We start from the raw sequence: 21,289 nt of genomic DNA on the forward strand, positions 1-21,289 counted from the left end.
CAGCGGGCGGGTTACGGGCAGGGGGTGGGGCGTTGTACGGGGGAAGAGCTCGGGGCGCGGATCACGGGCGTGGCTTACGGGCCGCCGCCACGGCGGTGGCCAGCGCGGCCGGGTCGGCGGCGACACGCACCGGGTTCTCGGGCCGGGCGCCGTCGCGTACGACGGACACCCGGTAGCCGTCCGGGCCGGCGACGACGTCCACCCAGTCCCCGCGCGGATGGCCGCACCGCCGTTCGCACCCGGACCAGTGCACCGGCAGCGCGTCCACGGGCGGTGCGTCGGGCAGCGCCGACGCCGCGTCACCCCGCACATCGGCCAGGGACTTGACGCAGCCGGGGCGGCCGACGCAGGCGCCGGTCCCGGTCCACGGCGAGCGGTCGGCGGTGACCAGGCCGGCGGCCTCCAGCGCGTCGAGCGCCCCCGGCGCCCGCTCCCGCCGGACACCGGGCACGACGACTCCGCGCCACGGGGTGAGCCGCAGTTCGCCGGCGCCGTGCTCTCGGGCGAGGTCCGTCAGCGCCCGCCACCGCACCGCGTCCGCCCGCCCCAGCGGCAGCCCGACCGACAGCGCGTCCGTCCCGCCGGGCCCCGCCACCACACCGAGCGCCGGGGGAGTCCCGGCCGGTACCGGCACGGTCGCACGGCTGACGGGCAGTCCGGCCGCGGCCAGCTCGCGCACCACCTCGTCGAGCAGCGGCCCGGCACCCGCGGGGAGCTCGGCGACCCGCCACGCACCGGAACCGGAAGCGTCCGCCACGGACAGGAACACCGTCGCCGCCAGCAACGCGGCGCGCGGCGCCTCGTCACCCGGAATCAGAGCCACCGACTCCAGCGCCCCGATCCGCAGCTCCGCCGCCCCGTCGCCACGCGCCCGCAGCGTCACGTCCGCGCCCAGCGCGTCCATATCGCCGCGCCCGTCGTCCAGGGCGAACAGGAACCGGCCGGACAGCCCGGCCGCCGCCTCGCTCGCGCACACCAGCGCGTCCAGCGCGACCAGCCAGGGCCGGACGTCCCGCGCCCCGCGACCGTCGAGCCCGGACAGCGGGGAGGCCACGACGTTGCGGACCCGCTCATGCGACGCGGAGGGCAAAAGCCCCATTTCGCTCATCCGGGAGGCCAGTTCGGACCCGCATCCGGCGTCGAGCCCGCGCAACTGCACATTGCCGCGCGAAGTGAGATGCAGCTCACCATCGCCCAGCCGGCCGGCCAACTCCCGCAGCCCGTCCGCCTGCTCCCAGGACAGCACACCACCGGGCACCCGGACGCGCGCCAACGCCCCGTCGTCCGCCCGGTGGAGCCGCAGCGCACCGGGGCAGGCGTCGCCGCGGACCCGGAAACGGGCGTCGTCGGGCTGGGCGAAATGGGGGGCTGGGGGAGGCATGGCGGCGAGCATACCGACCATCTCATCCGATCCGATGACCCCATCGTCGCCCTCGGGCCCTTACTATGCCTAGCGACGGACCTCCGGGTCCGTCGTCGCCACAGACGGCGACAGGGGAGGAAGCCCGGTGCGAATCCGGCGCGGTCCCGCCACTGTGAGCTTGGTCCCACCAGGGCCGGGCGAGTCAGGAACTCCCTTCCCCGCAACACCCGGCAGGTCCGGGCAGGGGAGCCTTCGACACCGCCACGGGGCGTGGACACCCCGAGGAAGGCCAGACGCCGCATGATCCTGCTCCTGTCGACGTCCGACACCGACCTGCTCAGCGCCCGCGCCTCCCACGGACCGGTCGGCTACCGCTACGCCAACCCGTCCCGCCTCCCGCTCCAGGACCTGCCCGCGCTGCTGGACGGCGCCGACCTCGTCGTCGTACGCCTTCTCGGCGGGGTCCGCGCCTGGCAGGACGGCCTCGACCAGGTCCTCGCCACCGGCCGCCCCGTCGTCGTCCTCACCGGGGAACAGGCCCCCGACGCGCAGCTGATGGCCGCCTCCACCGTGCCCATCGGGATCGCCGCCGAGGCCCACGCCTACCTCGCGCACGGCGGGCCCGCCAACCTCGACCAGCTCGCCCGGTTCCTGTCCGACACCGTGCTGCTCACCGGCCACGGCTTCGAACCCCCCGCCGCCGCGCCCTCCTGGGGCCCGCTGGAACGCACCCCCGGCGAGACGGCGCCCGACGCCCCCGCGGTCGCGGTGCTCTACTACCGCGCCCACCACATGAGCGGCAACACCGCGTTCATCGAGACCCTGTGCCGGGCCGTCGAGGCCCACGGCGCCCGCGCCCTCCCGCTGTACGTCGCATCCCTGCGCAGCCCCGAACCCGAACTCATCGAGGCCCTGCGCGCGGCGGACGCCATCGTCACCACCGTCCTCGCGGCCGGCGGCACCCGCCCCGCCGAGGCATCGGCCGGCGGCGACGACGAGTCCTGGGACGCGGGCGCGCTCACCGCGCTCGACGTCCCGATCCTCCAGGCCCTCTGCCTCACCAGCTCCCGCACCGACTGGCAGGACAACGACGAGGGCGTGTCCCCGCTGGACGCCGCCAGCCAGATCGCCGTCCCCGAGTTCGACGGCCGCCTGATCACTGTCCCGTTCTCCTTCAAGGAGATCGACCGGGACGGCCTGCCCGCCTACGTCGCCGACGACGAACGCGCCGCACGCGTCGCCGGTATCGCCGTCCGCCACGCCCGGCTGCGCCACATCCCGAACGCCGACAAGCGCGTCGCGCTCGTCCTGTCCGCGTACCCGACCAAGCACTCCCGCATCGGCAACGCGGTCGGCCTCGACACCCCCGCCAGCGCCGTCGCCCTGCTGCGCCGGCTGCGCGAGGAGGGCTACGACTTCGGTACCGAGGAGGTCCCCGGCCTCGCCTCCGGCGACGGCGACGAGCTGATCTACGCCCTGATCGAGGCCGGCGGCCACGACCAGGCGTGGCTCACCGAGGAGCAGCTGGCCCGCAACCCGGTCCGCATCCCCGCCGCCGACTACCGCCGCTGGTACGCCGAACTGCCCGCCGAACTCCGCGAGGCCGTCGAGGAGCACTGGGGCCCGCCGCCCGGCGAGATGTTCGTGGACCGCTCGCGCAACCCCGAGGGCGACATCGTCCTGGCCGCCCTGCGCCGGGGCAACCTTCTGATCCTCATCCAGCCGCCGCGCGGCTTCGGCGAGAACCCGATCGCGATCTACCACGACCCGGACCTGCCGCCCTCGCACCACTACCTCGCCGCCTACCGCTGGATCGCCGCCCGCGCCGACGACAACGGCTTCGGCGCCGACGCGATGATCCACCTCGGCAAGCACGGCAACCTGGAGTGGCTGCCCGGCAAGAACGCCGGGCTGTCCGCCGCCTGCGGGCCCGACGCCGCGCTCGGCGACCTGCCGCTCGTCTACCCGTTCCTCGTCAACGACCCCGGCGAGGGCACCCAGGCCAAGCGCCGGGCGCACGCCACGCTCGTGGACCACCTGGTCCCGCCGATGGCGCGCGCCGACAGCTACGGGGACATCGCCCGCCTCGAACAACTCCTGGACGAGCACGCCCAGATCGCCGCCATGGACCCGGCCAAGCTGCCGGCCATCCGCGCCCAGATCTGGACCCTGATCCAGGCCGCGAAGCTCGACCACGACCTGGGGATCGAAGGACGCCCCGAGGACGAGGGCTTCGACGACTTCATCATGCATCTGGACGGCTGGCTCTGCGAGATCAAGGACGTCCAGATCCGCGACGGCCTGCACGTGCTCGGCGCCGCGCCCACCGGCGCCGCCCGCGTCAACCTGGTCCTGGCGATCCTCCGGGCCCGCCAGATCTGGGGCGGCACGCAAGCCCTGCCCGGCCTGCGCGAAGCCCTCGGCCTGGACGAGTCGGCGGCGACCCGCACGGACGCGGACACGGTGGAGGACGAGGCCCGCGCCCTGGTCCAGGCGATGGAGGACGCCAACTGGGAGCCCGCGGCCGTGGCCGCGCTCACCCGGTCCGTTCCCGTCGCCGCCATCCTCGACTTCGCCGCCCAAGAGGTCGTGCCCCGCCTGGCCGGGACCACCGACGAACTGGACCACTGCGTCCGCGCCCTGAACGGAAGCTTCGTCCCCGCCGGCCCCTCCGGCTCCCCGCTCCGGGGCCTCGTCAACGTCCTGCCGACCGGCCGGAACTTCTACTCCGTGGACCCCAAGGCCGTCCCCTCGCGCCTCGCCTGGGAGACGGGCCAGGCCCTCGCCGACTCCCTCCTCACCCGCTTCCGCGCCGACAACGGCGACTGGCCGGTCTCGGTGGGCCTCTCCCTGTGGGGTACGAGCGCCATGCGCACCGCCGGCGACGACGTCGCCGAGGCGCTCGCCCTGCTCGGCGTGCGCCCGGTCTGGGACGACGCGTCCCGCCGCGTCACCGGCCTGGAGGCGATCCCGGCCGAGGAGCTGGGCCGCCCCCGCATCGACGTCACCCTCCGCATCAGCGGCTTCTTCCGCGACGCGTTCCCGCACACCATCGGCCTGCTCGACGACGCGGTGCGGCTGGCCGCCTCGCTCGACGAACCGGCCGAGCTGAACCACGTACGGGCGCACGCGCAGGCGGATCTCGCCGCGCACGGCGACGAACGCCGGGCCACCACCCGTATCTTCGGCTCCCGACCCGGCACGTACGGCGCCGGGCTGCTCCAGCTCATCGACTCCCGCGACTGGCGCACCGACGCCGATCTCGCCGAGGTCTACACGACGTGGGGCGGCTACGCCTACGGCCGGGACCTGGACGGCTGCCCGGCCCGCGAGGAGATGGAGACCGCGTACAAGCGCATCGCGGTCGCGGCGAAGAACACCGACACCCGCGAGCACGACATCGCGGACTCGGACGACTACTTCCAGTACCACGGGGGAATGGTCGCGGCGGTCCGCGCGCTTCGCGGGACCGCGCCGGAGGCGTACATCGGGGACTCGACCCGCCCCGAGACCGTCCGCACCCGCACCCTGACCGAGGAGACGTCCCGCGTTTTCCGGGCCCGTGTGGTCAACCCCAAGTGGATCGAGGCGATGCGCCGCCACGGCTACAAGGGGGCCTTCGAGCTGGCCGCGACCGTGGACTACCTCTTCGGCTACGACGCCACGACGGGCGTCGTGGCGGACTGGATGTACGACAAGCTGACCGAGACCTATGTGCTGGACCCGGACAACCGCGCCTTCCTGGAGCAGGCCAATCCGTGGGCACTGCACGGGATCGCGGAACGTCTTCTGGAGGCCGAGTCGCGCGGCATGTGGGCCAAGCCCGACCCGGCCGTCCTCGAAGCACTGCGCCAGGTGTTCCTGGAGACGGAAGGCAACCTGGAGGGCGAGGAGTAGAACCCCTCCGGCGCCGTCAGCCGGCGGTGCCGGGCTTCACGCCCCACACGTAGACGACGTCGTCCAGCGCGAGCAGGTCCCACAGCTTCGCCGCGTCGTCCACGGTGAGGTTGACGCAGCCGGCCGAGCCGCCGCCGTCGTACAGGTCGCCGGGGTGGCCGTGGAGTGCCTGGCCGCCGTCGAAGAACTGGGAGTACGGCATCGGCGCGTTGTCGTAGATGGTGGAGACGTGGTCGCGGTCGCGCCAGTAGATGAGGTGCCGGCCGGGCCGGGTCTCCTGGGCGTCACGGCCGGTCCGGGTGGCGACGGGGCCGAAGACGACCTTCTTCCCCTTCTGCACCCACAGCAGCTGGCGGTCCATGTCCACGCAGGTGACCCGCCCGCTCTCGACCGGGCAGTCGCCTGCGGCGTTCGGGTTCGGCGTGGCTTCGACGACGAGCATGGCGCGGTAGGTGCCGAGGTCGGCGCGGCCGTCCGGGTGCGGCCGGCCCTGTTCGGTCTGGAAGGCCCGGATGGCACGGCAGTCCGCCTCGGACTGGCGGCCGTCGACGGGCAGCCCGAGGTGCTTCTCCAACTGGCGCTGGTACGGGCCGGCCGGCGCGGTGCACGCGGTGTCGGGAAGGGGAGCGGCGGCCGCGGGGGCGGCGGTGCACAGCAGCGCCGCGGCCGCGGCGGCGGCCAGGGAAGCGACGAGGCGGTGGGAACGGGACACGGGCCGGACCTCCTGCGTGATCGGATATCGACGTACGTGCTGTCAAGCCGTACAGCGGGACCGCCCGGCCGCCCACTGGTGGGCGGCCGGGCGGGTGACCGGGTCAGCCGCGTGCGGCCGCCTTGTGGTCGTTGTCCTCGCAGTCCTTGCCCTTTCCGCCCTTGCCCTTGCAGGGTTCACCGCGCTCGTTGGTCAGCTCGACGGTGACGCCCTCGGCGCTGTTCTCCTCGGTGACCTCGATCGGCCCGGAGACCGGGTCGTCCGACAGGACGTAGCCCTCCGGAACGGCGATCTCGCGGAGGTAGTACTCACCGAGCGGCAGGTCGTCGAAGACGCACTGGCCGTCGTCGCCGGTGGAGCAGCCCGCGTCGGTGAGCGTGTCCGGGTTCGCGCCGTCGACCTGGAGGCCGGGCACGTCGTTGGTCTCGCGCCACAGCTCGAAGACGGCCCCGGCGAGCGGCTCGCCGTTCTTGGCGTCCGTCTTGTCGAGGGTGATCGAGCCGTTCACCGGCGGCACGGGCTCCTGGGTGTTGGCGGCCGTGACCTGCACGCCTTCGGCGGCGTTGTCCTCGGTCAGCACGAGCGGCCCGAAGACGTTCGGGTCGGGCAGCTCGTAGCCGTCCGGGGCGGCCGTCTCACGCCAGTAGTAGGTGCCCACCACCGTGGTGTCCGAGCAGATGCCGCTGTCGGGGGTGGTGCAGTCGCTGACGTGGGTGTCGGGGTTGATGCCGATCGTCTGGAGGCCGGGCGTGTTGTTGGTCTCGCGCCACAGCTCGAACTCGGCTCCGGCGAGCGGGACGCCGGTCTCGGCGTCGGTCTTGAAGACCCGCACCTCACCGGTGACCGGCGGGACAACCGTCTTGTCGTTCAGGGCCTCGATCTGAACGCCCTGCGCGGCGTTGTCCTCGGTGAGGACGAGCGGCCCGAAGACGTTCGGGTCGGGCAGCTCGTAGCCGTCCGGGGCGGCGGTCTCGCGCCAGTAGTAGGTGCCCACGGTCGTGTTCTCGGAGCAGACGCCGCTGTCGGGCGTGGTGCAGTCCGTGACGTGGGTGTCCGGGTTCGCCCCGTCCACCTGGAGTCCGGCCTCGTCGTTGGTCTCGCGCCACAGCTCGAACTCGGCGCCGGCCAGCGGGTCACCCGTCGCGGAGTCCGCCTTCAGCACGCTGACGTCGCCGGTGACCGGCGGCACCACGGTCGGGGTGTTCTCGGCCTCGACCTGGACACCGTCGGCGGCATTGGCCGCGGTCAGGACGAGCGGGCCGAAGACGTTCGGGTCGGGGAGGTCGTAGCCGTCCGGGGCGGCTGTCTCGCGCCAGTAGTACGTACCGAGAATGGTGCTCTCGGAGCAGATGCCGTCGTTGGGGGTGGTGCAGTCGCTGACGTGGGTGTCCGGGTTCGCCCCGTCGACCTGGAGTCCGGCCTCGTCGTTGGTCTCGCGCCACAGTTCGAAGTCGGCCCCGGCGAGCGGGTTGCCGGTCTCGGCGTCCGTCTTCAGCACGCTGACGTCACCGGTGACGATGGGCACGGTGCCCTGGGTGTTCAGCGCCTCGGCCCGGACGCCCTGGGCGGCGTTGTCGTCGGTGAGGACGAGCGGCCCGAAGACGTTGGGGTCGGGGAGCTCATAGCCGTCCGGGGCGGCCGTCTCGCGCCAGTAGTAGGTGCCGATGGTGGTGTTCTCGGAGCAGACACCGTCGTCGGGGGTGGTGCAGTCCGTGACGTGGGTGTCCGGGTTCGCCCCGTCCACCTGGAGACCTTCGACGTCGTTCGTCTCGCGCCACAGCTCGAACTCGGCCCCCGCGAGCGGGGCGCCGGTGTCCGCGTCCGTCTTCAGCACGCTGACGTCACCCATGACGGGCGGCACCACGGTCGCGGTGTTGGCGGCCGTGACCTGGACGCCCTCGGCGGCGTTGTCCGCGGTCAGCGTGAGCGGGCCGAAGACGTTGGGGTCGGGGAGGTCGTAGCCGTCCGGGGCCGACGTCTCGCGCCAGTAGTAGGTGCCGAGGACGGTGTTGTCGGAGCAGACACCGTCGTCGGGGGTGGTGCAGTCGCTGACGTGGGTGTCCGGGTTCGCCCCGTCGACCTGGAGTCCGGCCTCGTCGTTGGTCTCGCGCCACAGTTCGAAGCCGGCCCCGGCGAGCGGGTTGCCGGTGTCCGCGTCGGTCTTCAGCACGCTGACGTCACCGGTGACGGGCGGCACCACGGTCGGGGTGTTGAGCGCCTCGACCCGGACGCCGTCCGTGGCGTTGTCGTCGGTGAGGACGAGCGGCCCGAAGACGTTGGGGTCGGGCAGCTCGTAGCCGTCCGGCGCGGCGGTCTCGCGCCAGTAGTAGGTGCCCACGGTCGTGTTCTCGGAGCAGACACCGTCGTCCGGCGTGGTGCAGTCGGTGACGTGGGTGTCCGGGTTCGCCCCGTCCACCTGGAGACCTTCGACGCCGTTGGTCTCGCGCCACAGGTCGAACTCGGCCCCCGCGAGCGGGTTGCCGGTGTCCGAGTCGGTCTTCAGCACGCTGACGTCGCCCATGACCGGCGGCACGACGGTCGGCGTGTTGGCGGCCGTGACCTGCACGCCTTCGGCGGCGTTGTCCGCGGTGAGGGCGAGCGGGCCGAAGACGTTGGGGTCGGGCAGCTCGTAGCCGTCCGGCGCTGCGGTCTCACGCCAGTAGTACTCGCCCAGCGACGTCGTCTCGGAGCAGATGCCGTTGTCGGGGGTGGTGCAGTCGCTGACGTGGGTGTCGGGGTCGGCCCCGTCCACCTGGAGGCCGGGCACGTCGTTGGTCTCGCGCCACAGCTCGAAGTCCGCCCCGGCCAGCGGAGCACCCGTGTCCGCGTCCGTCTTGAGGACGCTCACCGCACCGGTCACCGGCTGCGAACCGCACTCCGGGAGGTCGCCGTTGAACGGGTAGGCGTGGAACTCCACCCCGGCCGTCTCGCTGGTGTGCGTCAGCGAGCCCGTGGTGAAGAACCTGCCGTTCATACCGGGCATGCTCACGGTGCTCATGGACGCCTGGTCACCCACCAGGACGCTGCCCTGGAACTGCCCGGACCCGACGAACTGCGCCGTGTCGGCGTCGGGCAGGTTCCACAGCAGCCGGTCGCGGTACTGCCCCAGCGTGTCGGCGCCGCTGGTGGTGTTGATGATGCGGTTCTCCCCGATCACGTTGACCAGGATCGTCGCGCCGGCGGGGATGCCCGCGAACTCGATGGACTGGCTGCCGTTGGGCGAGTTCGGGTTGACCATGTCGAAGTCGACGTTGAACACCTGGAGCTGCGAGGTGTTGTCGCCGGTGAAGATCGTCCGGTAGCCCTCGTTGACCGCGGTCCCGGTGGGCTCCCGCAGCTGGCCGTCCGGCCGCGCGTAGCACTGGCTGGCCGCGGTCAGCTCGTCGCGCAGCCCGGTGTACGGGCCCGCCGCGTTGTCGTCCTGGATGGTCGTCCCGGTCACGGTGCCGGTCAGGGTGCCCGCGTGGCGCACGATGCCCTGCTCGCCCGCGATGCCGCCCGTCGTGTCCAGGGTCTGGCCGGGCGCGATGGTCACATCGCCGCCGGTCGTCAGGAAGTCGGACCCGTCCGGCGGAGGGACGCGCGAGCCGACACCGACGATCCCGAGGTTGTACAGCCCGCTCGCGTCCGTGTTCTTGTTCTGGTCGAAGTCGTCGAGCACCACGACCCGGCCTTCGGCCTCCGCCGCACGGCCCCGGACGAGGAAGTCGTCGCCCACGAAGATGTTGATCGCGTCGTCCCGGCCGGCGAAGTCGCCGTTGTTGACCTCGGGGAACGGGTCGGGGCAGCTGCCCGGCACACACGGTCCGAGCCCGCCGGGGAGGGTCGCGGCGGCGGCCGGAGCGGCACCGACACCGAAGGTGAAGACGGGGATCACGGTCGCCAGGACGGCGCAGGCCGCACCCGTGCTGCGAGCACGTGACCGCAGCGCCGATAGACGTTTGGGCATGGGTTTCATGGCGGCATCCTGGGGGCCGCCCACCTCCGCTCCGCGCGCGCGACACGACAGGTTGCGCCTTCCAGCGGGACGGGGCCACCCGGACGGACGTCCCGGCCCGGTGTCTCAGCCGCGCGGGAGGCCCCCGCCCTGCTGGTCGCGCCAGGCCCGGGGCGACAGCCCGTACGCCTCCTTGAACACCTTGCTGAAGTGCGCCGCGTTCACGAAGCCCCACTGTCGGCCGATCGCGGCGACCGTCCGCGCCCGCCCGTGCGGCCCGGCCAGCTCGCGCCGGCACGCCTCCAGCCGGCGCGCCCGTATCCAGTCCCCGAGGCTGATCCCCGACCGGGACAGCACGGTGTACAGATGGCGTACGGAGATGCCGTGGGCGGCCGCGATGGTCGCCGCCGACAGATCGCCGTCCGCCAGGTGCTCCCGGATGTAGTGCGTGATTCGCAGCCCGAGTGTGGCCTCCAGCGGCTCCTTCGCCCGCTCGGCGTCCCCCTGCCGGGAGGCCAGGACGGACCGGAGCAGTTCGATGCTGGGGGTGAGGACGGCACCGGCCTGATCGCTGCCGTGCAGCTCCTTGCTCGCGGCGAGGTGCGAGAAGTACGTATAGGCCAGCCGCCCCAGCGGGTCCCCGGCGCCGAACGCGACGGTGGTGCTGTCCCGGACCAGCCGGTCGGGCAGCGCGAGCGCGGCCAGCGGCAGCCGCAGAAAGTGGTGGTCGATGCCTTCGTCGAACAGCAGGGTGTACGGCGCGTCCGACCGGTACACCGCGAACTGACCCGGTCCCACGACGCATTGGCGTCCGTACTGCGCACCCATGCTGGAGCCGGTCACCTGGAGGCTGAGGAACAGGGACGGCTCCTCGTCCTTCCGCACCAACTGCTCCGTCCGCCGCAGCGTCACCGCCGTCGAGCGCGCCGTGCACACCCGGAGCGGGCCGAGGGCCTTGACCTCCATGCGGGCGCTGATCTCATCGGCGGGCGCCCGGTGGTCGATGTCCAGCCGCACCACGGAGTCCCACACCGCGTTCCGGATCACCTCCGCCCGGTCCTGCGGCCGTACGTACGCGGTGTCCAGCGCCGGGCTCATACGGCGCCCCCTGCCGCCGACTCCGACACCACCCTGGTCCCTCGCTCCACGCGGTCCCCCTCGACATGGGCCATCGGGAACGAGTGTGGAGGACAGGGCGCCTGCGGTGCAACGGCCGTCCGCCCAGGGGAACATGGGGTGCGCATGTCGTGCACGGGGAGCGAAGGACCGCGCACGACCGGCAAAGTCGCGAGCCTCGGACGGTCCTAAAGTGTTGTCCGGCGGTCAGATGCAGTGCCCCGAATTGCAGAATGCCCGCGTTGATGGTTCAGCCCTCCGGCCCGAAATTGAGAATTCACCGGAGGGCTGGATTATTTAATTCAGCAGAACTGCTTGTAGCCCGCGCTTCCGAACCTGGCGAAAGCAGCCTGAGTGCCGGGACCGGCAATTCCGTCGAGCGCGCCCGTGTAACCCCAGTTACCGTTCTTCAGGAAGTACTGGAGACCCCGGATCGTCGCCGGTCCCGGATTACCGTCCACGGCGAGCTTCTGGTTCCAGGCCCGGTTCAGGAACGCCTGCATCGCCTTCCAGCTCGCGGAGCCCAGGTAGCCGTCCTCGGCGATGTTCGTGTAGATGGACGTGTTCAGGAAGCACTGGACGCCGCGGGCCTGCGTACGGGTGAGCCCCAGGTTGTTGTACCCGGCCAGGGTGGCGGTGGCGCTGAAGGAAGCGGTGCTCGAAGCGGACGGAGCGGCCGCCGTGCTCGGGCTCGCGAGTGCGAGGCTTCCGGCCGCGAGGGCGATGACCGCGGTCGTTCCGGTGGCGATCCGCTGAAATGTGCGCTGCATGTTGGGAGTAGCCCCTTCTGGACAGAGGAAAAGGTTTCTCTTCCCGTGACGCAGAAGATACTTGGAAATAATGAGAGGGGGAAGGGCGCCCTGACCGATCCCGCCAAAATAGAGAGGAGTTCCCGCCCGCGCTGCACGCGGGACGAGAACTCCTTTACGGCAGGCATCCCCGCCACAAGATCTTTCAGAGGAAATACTCCCGGTCCGTCGCGGCGAGCCGAACGAGGCCGGTCCAAGCGTTCGGCGAGACGCGGAGGGCGGGCCCGGAGGTGACTTTGGAATCCCGGACATGGACGGCGTCCGCACCGGCCGCGACCTCGACGCACTGGCCGCCTTCGGCCCCGCTATGGCTGCTCTTGAACCAGAGGAGGGGTGGTGCGGTGATGTTGTTCATGGCTCTCCCAACGACATGGCGTGCACAGTGAACTGACTGACCATGACACGGACGGGCCGGGACATGCGAGAGCCCTGCCGGTCGAGGCTCGGACCGGCAGGGCTCTTGCGCGTACAAGCGCCGTCTGTACTACTCCGTCGTGGCGAGCCCGACGAACCCGGCCCAGGCGTCCTGCGACACTCGCAGGACGGGCCCGGCCGTCACCTTGGAGTCACGGACATGCACGGCGTTCGTGGCGGCCGCGACCTCGACGCACTCGCCGCCCTCGGTGTTGCTGTAGCTGCTCTTGAACCAGGCGAGAGGTTCGTTGTTGTTCATAGTTCTCCCAGCAACTTCTCGATGAACTGCAGCGACTCTCGCGGCGTGAGAGCCTGTGACCGGATGATCCCATAGCGTGCGGCGGCGATCGCGGCCTGCTCGGGATCGGTCTCGAGCGAGCTGACGTTCGTCGTCTCGACGTACAGAAACTTCTTGCCGTCCTTGCGTGTGACGACGGTGAACGGCCCGTTCAGGCCCGCGTTGTCCTCGCAGTCGAGGGGAACGACTTGGAGTTCGACGTTCCGCCGCTGGCCCATAAGCAGCAGATGTTCCAACTGCGCACGCTGTACATCCCGGCCGCCGTACCGCTGTCGTAGTACCGCCTCGTCCATGACGAAGCTCAGCAGCGGGGCGGGGCGGCGATCGAAGATTACCTGCCTGGCCAGCCGGGCCGTGACTCGTTGGTCGATGGTGTCCTGGTCGAGGAGAGGGCGCCGCATGGCCAAGGTAGCCCTCATATACTCCTCCGTCTGCAGGAGGCCGCTCACCAGCAACTTGCTGTACGACACCAACTCGATGGCCTGCTTCTCCAGCTTGGCCATGTCCTGGAAGAACGGCGGGTACTGCGCCTGCTCCACCAGGTCCTTCCACTCGATGAGCAGGCCGTCCGCGTTCAACTCCCGGTCGGACTCGTCGATCGCGCGGGGAGGCGTGATGCGGCGCCCCTGCTCGAAGGAGGCGATGGTGGATGCGGAGTACCCGAGGCGACGGCCCAGTTCCTCCCGGTCCATGCCCGCGCGCAGCCGTAAGGTCTTCAGGCTCCGGCCGAACGCCGTGACCACGCCTTGGCCGGCCTTGTCCGCCGCGCGGGCGCCGTCCTCCGCGTCGAGTTCCCTCGGTTCACTCGTCATCGCTGCCTCGCTCTGTCGCGCCGTGCTTCGCGTACTCGTGCCGACGACGCGCGTACAAGCGGTTCGCGTCAGTGCGTCACTACTGGTCACGCTACGCCACCGCGAGGACGCTGGGAGCCATGATGAGCAACATCGACACCCCCAGCCGCACCACCCAACCCCCCAGCCACCCCATTCACTTGGGTACCCCGTCCTTCGCGATGCAGTTCACGGCCACGCCTCGGGGAGCCAGGCTCGCCCGCCGCCTGTCCGCCGTGCGGCTCGACGCGTGGGGACTCCCGTACGGAACGCAGGCGCACGAGGCGGTCGTACTGATCACCGCCGAGTTGACGGCGAACGCGGTCCAGCACGGGTACGTGTCCGGGCGCGACTTCCACCTGCTGCTGCGCCTGGTCGAGCGACCGGGACCGGCGGCACGGATCGAAGTGACGGACACGCGCGGGGAGAGGGTGCCGCCCCGGCCCGGCAAGCTCGCCCCGGCCGGCCTCGCGGAAGGGGGCCGCGGCCTGCTGGTGGTGGAAAGGCTGGCCACGCGCTGGGGCTGGTGCCCGAGGTCGAACGCACCGGGCAAGACGGTGTGGGCGGAGTACGACATGACCGTCGGCGGCGCGTACTAGCGTGCGGGGAAGGGGAGCGAAGGGCGGCGCGTCCGGCTCCGGTCAGCAGGCTTTGCGCCAGGTCCCCAGCTCCCATTTCTTCCGCATGGAGGAGAGGCCCAGCTTGCGGGAGGTGGGGCAGAAGCGGTCCGTCGACTCCGTGTACTCCACGTGGAAGACGGCCTTGCCCGCCTTGATGAACGGCGTCAGCTTCGCGCACTCGCCGTACTCTGCGCACTGCTCGTTGACCGCGAAGTCGAACGTGTCCACCAGGTCCGGGATCTGCGCCAGGTCGTTCTTCAGGCCCACCGCCAGGCCCCGTTCGTGGGCGATGGCGGCGATCATGCGGTTGTACCGCAACTGATCGCGGGCGGTGAGCGGGAAGCCCGTGTCCTCGGTGTACGCCTCCACGAGGTCGGGCTCGACCGCGTCGAAGCCCTTCTTCCGGCACATGTCGAACCGTCGCTCCATGAGCGGCCGGAGCAGGGAGAGCTGCCGGATGTCGAGCCAGCGCTCGCCCTGCCAGCCGTTCCGCCCGCCCAGCACCGAGTGGGGGAAGGCGTCCTTGTCCGGCCGGTAGTCCTCCCAGGCGCCGACGTTGACGTAGCAGATCACCTTGCGGCCGTCCCGGTGGAGCCGGTCGACGTCCTCGGCGTCGTTCTCGAAGCCGTCGATGTCGTAGACCGGCACGTCGGCCGCCGTGGGGTCGACCTTCCCGTTGAGCTGCCACTGCCAGGCCAGTCCCGGCCGAGGCCGCCACCGGTCCTCGGCAGGCTTGTTCACCGCCGTGTCCCGGTCGCCGCCCTGGTCGGAGCAGCCGGACAACAGGGTGCCGGCCAGCGCGACGGCCAGCGCGACCGGCAGGAGGCCCCACGTCCGGGCACCGGGCCTCACCGCCCCGCTCCGGACAGCACCGGTGTCAGCCCGGCCCACGGGTTGGGCAGCTCCCCGGTCACCGGGCCCGACACGGCGGCGCCGCGCTCGCGGGCGGTGCGCACGGCCAGCGGGGCCAGCGCCTCGGGCACGTCGTACACCAGGTGACAGAGGCGGTCGGGCGAACAGCGCGCCGTCCAGTCGGGTCTGCTGAACGCCGACACATAGGAGGACCAGGGGCCCTCGAACGTGACCAGAAGATCCGCGATCTTGGCGTAGCCGGGAGCAGGGTGCACGCCATGGTTGAGGACCACGGACGACGCGCCCCGCCGGCGCAGCGCGCGTACCAGCTTCCGGTAGCCGGGCAGAGCGTCCCCGGAAGCGCTCACCTGGTCCAGGAAGCAGCCGTCGGTGCCGTACCACTCCCGGTGCCGGGCGGCATCGGCCATCACATCGGCGGCGGACCGGAGGCCGTAGTCGGTGTCCACGTATCCGAGCAGCCGGGCACCCGCGCCGCGCAGGGCGTCCGCCGCCGAGACGAAGGCGGGATCGGGAGCGTCGCCCGGCCCGTCGGCGGGATTGAGGACGACCGCGTAGGTACGGTCGGCCGCCTCGATGAGTCGGTGCCAGGCGTCCGGGTCCACGGCCGGGTGGACGTACAGGGGGATCAGCAGGCTCACGACGCGGCTCCGCTTTCCTCGTGCGCGGCCGGCGGGCGTGCGGCCTCTTCGACGGCGGCGGACCACAGTGCCGTCAGGGATTCCCGCAGCGCGTACGCGGGACGCCAGTCGAGGGCCTCACCGGCGGCGGTGATGTCCGAACACTGCCAGGACACCTGCCCCGAGCGGGCGGAGCCGGCACCCTCCTCCTCGACGCGCCCGCCGAAGCCCGCGATGTCCGCCAGGGTGAGGACGAGGTCGCGCACCGGTACGGCGTCCCCGCCGCCGATATTGAGCACGCGCGGCAGCGGTCCGGGCACCGTCACCGCCCGCTCCACCGCCCGCGCCACATCACGTACGTCGACGAAGTCGCGGTACGCCGACAGGTCCCCGAGGCGGAGCACCGCCTCCGGGTCGTCCGTGCCCGCCTCGCGCAGGAGGCGGGTGACCCGGCCGGGCAGCCCGCCGGGCGGTGCTCCCGGCCCCACCGGGTTGCCGACCCGGAGGACGAGCGCGTCCAGGGCCGAGGTCGCGACGGTGACCGTACCGGCCAGTTTCGTGGCCCCGTAGGCACCGAGCGGGCGAGTGGCCGCCGACTCCGCCACCGGAACCCGGTCGGACCCCGGACCGTACTCGGCGGCCGAACCGAGATGGACCAGCCGGGCCGAGGGGCGGGCCAGGGCCATCGCCTCGCACAGGACGGCGGGGCCTCGGGCGTTGGTCTCCGCCAGTGTCACCGGATCTCCGCCGGTCGCACCGGCGCAGTTGACCACGGCATCCGGCGCCGCCGCCGCCAGCGCCTTCGCGAGCCGGTCGGCGGAGTCGGTGGCGAGGTCGACGGGCACGTCGGCGGCGGGGGACCGCCCGCCGGTGAGGACGTGCGCGTCCGTGAGGGCGCCCAGCCGCTCGGCGACGTGGGCCCCCAGATATCCGGTGGAACCGAGGACGAGAATGCGCATGTGGTGCTCAGGCTCCCTTGAGCAGCAGGGACTTGCGGCTGGTGAACTCGGCGTTGGCCCGGTCGTAGTCGTCGGGCCGGCCGATGTCCAGCCAGTACCCGTCGAACTCGTAGGCGCTCGGCGGGTTTCCGGCACGCAGCAGGTCCAGGACCAGTTCGTCGAAGCCCAGCGGCAGCCCGGCGGTGTACCCGTCGAGTGTGGCCCGGCTCAGCCCGTACACCCCCATCGAAACGCGGTAGTCCATGCTCGGCTTCTCCGTGAAGCCCACCACCTTGCTCGCGTCGGTGGTCAGCACCCCGAAGTCGATGCGGACCTGGCGCGCGTACGTGGCGATGGTCAGTGGCGCCTCGGAGTTCTGGTGGCTGCGCAGGACATCGGCGTAGTCGAGGTCGGTGAGGATGTCCCCGTTCATCACCAGGAAGTTCTCCGGCAGCCGCTCGCGCATCGTCAGGAGCGGCCCCATGGTCCCCAGCGGAGACGCCTCGGAGGAGTAGTCGACCTTGAGGCCCCACTGCGATCCGTCACCCACGTACGCCCGGATGATCTCTCCGAGATGGCCGATGGCGATGGTGCAGCCGGTGAACCCGGCCGAGGAGAGCTGGCGCAGGACGATTTCGAGGATGGCGTGCTGGTCGCCGATGGGCACCAGCGGCTTGGGCAGGGCCGTGGTGTAGGGCCGTAGCCGGACGCCCTTGCCGCCGGCCATGATCACTGCGTACATGGTCTTCCCTCCCGACGCACCGGATGTGGTCAGATGTTGTAGATGCCGGTCTTGTAGCGGGCGAGGTTGCCCGGCTCGCGGAAGAACTCCACCGTCTGCGCGAGGCCCTCCTCCAGGGTGTGCGCCGGGCTCCAGCCGGTCGCCGCGCGGAGCCGTCCGGCATCCGCGACCAGCCGCATGACCTCGGAGTTCGTGGGCCGCAGCCGCTGAGCGTCCTCCCGGACGTCGAGCGCGGTGTCCATCACCTTGCCGATGAGGGCGACCAGGTCGCCGACGGAGATCTCGCCGCCCGTACCGGCGTTGAACGTACGGCCCACTACCTGCTCGGCGGGCGCGGTGCCGACCGCCAGGAACGCCTGCGCGGTGTCCTTGACGAAGGTGAAGTCCCGGGTGGGACGCAGGTCGCCGAGGGTGATGGTCCGCTCCCCGGCCGCGACCTGGCCGATGACGGTCGGGATCACCGCGCGCATGGACTGCCGGGGCCCGAAGGTGTTGAACGGCCGCAGCGTCACCACGGGGGTGTCGAAGCTGGCGTGGTAGCTGTCGGCCAGCCGGTCCCCGCCCGCCTTCGAAGCCGCGTAGGGGGACTGGGTGTTGATGGGGTGGTCCTCGGTGATCGGCACGGTCTGCGCGGTGCCGTAGGTCTCGCTGGTGGAGGTGTGCACCAGGCGCGGTGTGCCCGCGGCCCGTACCGCCTCCAGCACGTTCAGCGTGCCCGTGACGTTGGTGTCCACGTAGCTGTGCGGCGCCCGGTAGGAGTAGGGAATGGCGATCAGCGCGGCCAAGTGGTAGACGCAGTCCGCCCCTTCGACGAGATGACGGACCGAACCCGGATCGCGGACGTCGCCGAGAACGATCTCGACCTGGTCCAGGACGTCGGGGGAGAGGGTTTCGAGCCAGCCGTACGACGAGAAGGAGTTGTACTGCGCCATGGCCCTCACCCGGTACCCGGCGGCGACGAGCGCCTCGGTGAGGTGCGATCCGATGAAGCCCTCGGCTCCGGTGACGGCGGCGAGCGGTGGGGCGGTCACGATGGTTTCCTCCGGTGGTGTGGTGGTGTGGTGGTGTGCGGGTTCGGTGGTTCGAGGGTTCGTGGTCGGTGGCGCCGCGTCAGCCGTGTGCGGCGGGCCGGCCCAGCTTCCGTACGGCCACCGCGATGAGACAGAGCAGGGCGACACCGCAGCTCAGCGGCAACGCGATGGTGCTGGACGAGGCGTCGGTCAGGATCTCCGCACCGGCGAAGCCCGCCGCGCCGAGACACACGACGGCAGCCGGCCAGGCGGTGCCGAACGCCTGGAGCAGCAAGGAGATCCACAGCGTTCCTGCGAGCAGCAGCAAAGTGGCGGGCTCGGCGTTCGCGAGCATCGCCGCCGGCACCAGCGGGCCGAGGTACACCAGCAGACAACCGGCGAGAACGGCGCAGGAGCGGAACCGGAACCCGCCGAGCGTCCTCGCGGACCGCAGCGCCGCCACCGACAGTCCGCGGTAGCGGTAGAGCAGCCACTCGGCCGGTCCCATGCTCAGGGTCAGCACGATCACCGCCCAGGGCTGGTCCCGGCCCGCCAGGAACGCGAGCGATCCGGCGGCCAGCCCGAACAGGCCGTACGGCAGGGACGGCCACAGCCCCGGACGCGCGGCACCCGACGCGGCCGGGGCGGCGGTGGCGGCGCGCAGCGCCCAGCCGGCCGCGGCGACGGCGCCGAGCAGCGACAACAGCGGCAGCCCGGCGCGCAGCACGTTTCCGGGCTCCCACCACAGCAGCGACGCCCCACCGGCGGCGACCGGCAGGAGCGCCGCCAGCAGCAGCCGCTCGCGGCCCAGTACGAGCAGCACACCGGCCGCCGCGAGGTAGGCCGACTGGACCGTGACGACCAGGGTCGTCACGCCCGACCCCGCGAGCGCGGCCCCGGCGGCGGACGCCACCGCGGCACCCAGCGGCGCCCCCTTCGCGAGGGTGCGGCCCGCCTCCCGCCGTCCGGTCGCCAGGCGCAGATATGCCCGGTGGCCCAGCGCCTGGTTCCAGGCCCAGGAGATGAGCCCCGCCACCACCAGCGCCCGCACCGTGCCGTCGGACGGCAGCAGCCGCCCGACGAGTGCGTACGCCAGGCCGGGGAGCGCGAACAGCAATCCCCGTAAGGCGCAGCGCAGATGGTCCGGCCGCCAGGGGTCCGCGGGGCGGGGCGGCTCGGGGAACGTGCGCGGCACGCGCCGGTACACCGCCGTCGCCAGCGAGAACAGGTCGTCGTGCCCGTACTTCTCCCGGATCACGTCCCCGGTCAGGCCCTCGGACTCCAGCAGCGCGGCGACCTCGTAGGAGTGGACCGCGGGCGCGACCCGGTCGGCCAGCGCGGCGGCCAGCTCGTCCACCGCGTCGGCCTGCACCCTGCGGCGGGGCAGCACGGTGGCGCCGGGGTTCAGGTCGGCGAGGCGCAGAGCGAGAGTGCGGTCGTCGCCGAGGCGCAGGGCGAGCGTGCGGTCGTCGCCGAGCCGCAGGGCGAGGGTGTGGTCGTCGGCGAGGCGCAGAGCGAGGGTGTCCTGCTCCGCGCCGCCCGGCTCCAGCCACATGGGTCCGCTCATATGGCCGCGCTCCTCACCGAAAACGCGTTTGCCGCCGTCTGCGGCTGTTCCCCGCCGGTCGAGGGCGTCTTGCGGCCGCTGGGCTCGGACAACTCCTGGTAGATGTCGCGGAAGGTGTCGATGGTCTGCCGGAGGGTGAACTGCTCGATCACCCTGAGCCGGGCCCCCTCGCCCATCCTCCGGCGCCGGGTGGGATCGGCCAGCAGCTCCAGGGCCGCGTCGGCCATCGCGGCCGGATCGCGGGGCGGTACGACGAGACCGGTGTCACCGACCGCCTCCCGGACCCCGCCCACATCGGTGGAGACGGTGGCCCGCCCGCAGGACATGGCCTCGATCAGAGTGAAGGGGAAGCCCTCGCTGATGCTGGAGAGCATCACGACGTTGCCCGCCGCGTAGGCGTCCCTGATGTCCTCGACCCGGCCCTCGAAGGTGACCGCGTCGGCCTGGCCCAGCTCCGCCGCCAGCGCCTCGCACCGGTCCCGGTAGCCCTCACCGCCGCGCGGCGTACCGCCGAACAGGCGCAGCCGCGCGGCCGGCACCCGCTCCCGTACGAGGGCGAAGGCGCGGATCAGGGTCTCCAGGTCCTTGATCGGGTCGACCCGGCCGGCCCAGCTCAACACGGGGTCGGTGGGCTCCGGCCCCGCAGGCGGGAACGCGGCGGGGTCCACGCCGTTGTAGACGGTACGGATCGCGTCGGGCGCGGCGCCGCCGTGCTCCTCCCAGAGCCGGTTGTAGCGGTTGCCCGGAGTGATAAGGGCGGCCCGCCGGTACGTCTCCTCCGCGAGCAGCCGGAAGAACCCCAGGACGAGGGCCTTCACCGGCCACCGGTAGGGGGCGGTGCGGTATCCGAGGTAGCGCTCGCGCAGATACACGCCGTGCTCGGTGAGCAGCAGCGGCACACCGTGCCGTTCCAGTGCGGCGAGGCCGGGCAGGACCGCCACGCCTCCGCTGACCGCGTGCGCCACGCCCGCCGTCGGACACGGCGCGGCCAGCGGACGCAGGGCGTGCTCCAGGAGCGCGGTCGCGGTCACCGCGTCGTGCAGGGTCGGCCGGGCCTCGCGCACGGCGAGCCCGGACCGGTTCCAGACGGCCGTCAGGATGCCGAGCGCCTGATCACCGCGCAGGAACGGGCTGAGCCAGCCGTCCTCGCCGGCCCGCGCCAGCGCGTACAGCGCCGGGGCGAAGCCGCTCTCCGCGCGCGGGTCGAGCAGCGCGGTCACGAACCGCTCGTAGGACTGGGCGAGCCGCCGGCCGTGGCGCCCGTACGGCGCCTGCCCCTTGGGGACGGGGCCCCACATGGGGACGGAGACGATGCGGCCGACGTGGGCGGGGATGTCCCAGACGACCGGTTCGGTGCCGGTGCCGGTGACGGCGAGCACGTCGAACGCGATGTCGGGCATGCCGGTGACGAGCTGGTCGCACCAGACGCTCACACCACCGTGACTGTGCGGGTAGGTGCCTTCGGTGAGCAGGGTGACGCGCGGCGCGCCGGAGCGTCGCGCGCCGTGGGGAATGTGCATGGAACTGCTCCACGGCCAAGAAGTGA

At 72.0% G+C, this 21,289-nt stretch carries 17 protein-coding genes and 1 riboswitch; of the genes, 2 read left to right on the forward strand and 15 right to left on the reverse strand.

The features are described from left to right. Positions 1-61: 61 nt before the first annotated feature. Positions 62-1,402, reverse strand: coding sequence for a precorrin-3B synthase (gene cobG / locus OG710_RS24110; RefSeq protein ID WP_443064290.1), 1,341 nt, complete (start codon positions 1,400-1,402; stop codon positions 62-64). Positions 1,403-1,473: 71 nt separating this feature from the next. Further along, a riboswitch (cobalamin riboswitch) is annotated at positions 1,474-1,575 on the forward strand. 88 nt (positions 1,576-1,663) lie between these two features. Here cobG and cobN point away from each other — a divergent pair. Beyond that, the gene (gene cobN, locus OG710_RS24115) at positions 1,664-5,260 is read left to right on the forward strand and encodes a cobaltochelatase subunit CobN (RefSeq protein WP_330241161.1); all 3,597 of its coding nucleotides are present in this window, start codon (positions 1,664-1,666) and stop codon (positions 5,258-5,260) included. A 16-nt stretch (positions 5,261-5,276) separates the two neighbouring features. Here the strand turns inward: cobN and OG710_RS24120 are convergent, their stop codons facing one another. The 7 genes from OG710_RS24120 to OG710_RS24150 all read right to left on the reverse strand — a co-directional run bounded on the left by OG710_RS24120 (position 5,277) and on the right by OG710_RS24150 (position 13,358). Then, on the reverse strand, positions 5,277-5,972 hold the full coding sequence (locus tag OG710_RS24120; RefSeq protein ID WP_330241162.1) for a L,D-transpeptidase family protein: 696 nt from the start codon (positions 5,970-5,972) through the stop codon (positions 5,277-5,279). A gap of 103 nt (positions 5,973-6,075) precedes the next feature. After that, positions 6,076-9,921, reverse strand: coding sequence for a SpaA isopeptide-forming pilin-related protein (locus OG710_RS24125; protein ID WP_330241163.1), 3,846 nt, complete (start codon positions 9,919-9,921; stop codon positions 6,076-6,078). Positions 9,922-10,035: 114 nt separating this feature from the next. After that, on the reverse strand, positions 10,036-11,007 hold the full coding sequence (locus OG710_RS24130; protein WP_330241164.1) for a helix-turn-helix domain-containing protein: 972 nt from the start codon (positions 11,005-11,007) through the stop codon (positions 10,036-10,038). A gap of 320 nt (positions 11,008-11,327) precedes the next feature. Continuing rightward, positions 11,328-11,795 carry a peptidoglycan-binding domain-containing protein gene (locus OG710_RS24135; protein WP_330241165.1) on the reverse strand — a complete coding sequence of 156 codons (468 nt, stop codon included), beginning with the start codon at positions 11,793-11,795 and terminating at the stop codon, positions 11,328-11,330. 184 nt (positions 11,796-11,979) lie between these two features. Next, on the reverse strand, positions 11,980-12,189 hold the full coding sequence (locus tag OG710_RS24140; RefSeq protein ID WP_330241166.1) for a DUF397 domain-containing protein: 210 nt from the start codon (positions 12,187-12,189) through the stop codon (positions 11,980-11,982). A 129-nt stretch (positions 12,190-12,318) separates the two neighbouring features. Continuing rightward, positions 12,319-12,507, reverse strand: coding sequence for a DUF397 domain-containing protein (locus OG710_RS24145; protein ID WP_111338760.1), 189 nt, complete (start codon positions 12,505-12,507; stop codon positions 12,319-12,321). Next, positions 12,504-13,358 (reverse strand): helix-turn-helix domain-containing protein, encoded by an 855-nt coding sequence (locus OG710_RS24150; RefSeq protein WP_111338761.1) that lies wholly within the window; start codon positions 13,356-13,358, stop codon positions 12,504-12,506. Before OG710_RS24150 ends, OG710_RS24145 begins: the two co-directional genes overlap by 4 nt. A 119-nt stretch (positions 13,359-13,477) precedes the next feature. On the opposite strand from OG710_RS24150, the gene OG710_RS24155 reads away from it, so the two are divergent. Continuing rightward, positions 13,478-13,975, forward strand: a complete 498-nt coding sequence (locus OG710_RS24155) for an ATP-binding protein (RefSeq protein ID WP_330241167.1) — start codon at positions 13,478-13,480, stop codon at positions 13,973-13,975. A gap of 42 nt (positions 13,976-14,017) precedes the next feature. Here the strand turns inward: OG710_RS24155 and OG710_RS24160 are convergent, their stop codons facing one another. The 7 genes from OG710_RS24160 to pelF form a co-directional block, all read right to left on the reverse strand. Continuing rightward, complete coding sequence (locus OG710_RS24160; RefSeq protein WP_330241168.1) at positions 14,018-14,848, reverse strand: endo alpha-1,4 polygalactosaminidase; 831 nt, start codon at positions 14,846-14,848, stop codon at positions 14,018-14,020. Further along, positions 14,845-15,507, reverse strand: a complete 663-nt coding sequence (locus tag OG710_RS24165) for a spherulation-specific family 4 protein (RefSeq protein WP_330241169.1) — start codon at positions 15,505-15,507, stop codon at positions 14,845-14,847. Before OG710_RS24165 ends, OG710_RS24160 begins: the two co-directional genes overlap by 4 nt. Continuing rightward, on the reverse strand, positions 15,504-16,445 hold the full coding sequence (locus tag OG710_RS24170; protein WP_330241170.1) for an NAD-dependent epimerase/dehydratase family protein: 942 nt from the start codon (positions 16,443-16,445) through the stop codon (positions 15,504-15,506). Before OG710_RS24170 ends, OG710_RS24165 begins: the two co-directional genes overlap by 4 nt. A gap of 7 nt (positions 16,446-16,452) precedes the next feature. Further along, on the reverse strand, positions 16,453-17,166 hold the full coding sequence (locus OG710_RS24175; protein WP_330241171.1) for a nucleotidyltransferase family protein: 714 nt from the start codon (positions 17,164-17,166) through the stop codon (positions 16,453-16,455). A gap of 29 nt (positions 17,167-17,195) precedes the next feature. Then, positions 17,196-18,197, reverse strand: a complete 1,002-nt coding sequence (locus OG710_RS24180) for an SDR family NAD(P)-dependent oxidoreductase (protein ID WP_330241172.1) — start codon at positions 18,195-18,197, stop codon at positions 17,196-17,198. Positions 18,198-18,276: 79 nt separating this feature from the next. Next, complete coding sequence (locus OG710_RS24185; protein WP_330241173.1) at positions 18,277-19,743, reverse strand: hypothetical protein; 1,467 nt, start codon at positions 19,741-19,743, stop codon at positions 18,277-18,279. Further along, positions 19,740-21,263 carry a GT4 family glycosyltransferase PelF gene (gene pelF, locus OG710_RS24190; RefSeq protein WP_330241174.1) on the reverse strand — a complete coding sequence of 508 codons (1,524 nt, stop codon included), beginning with the start codon at positions 21,261-21,263 and terminating at the stop codon, positions 19,740-19,742. Before pelF ends, OG710_RS24185 begins: the two co-directional genes overlap by 4 nt. Positions 21,264-21,289 lie beyond the last annotated feature (26 nt).

It is taken from the genome of Streptomyces sp. NBC_00525 (assembly GCF_036346595.1).
In the GTDB taxonomy this organism is placed as follows: domain Bacteria; phylum Actinomycetota; class Actinomycetes; order Streptomycetales; family Streptomycetaceae; genus Streptomyces.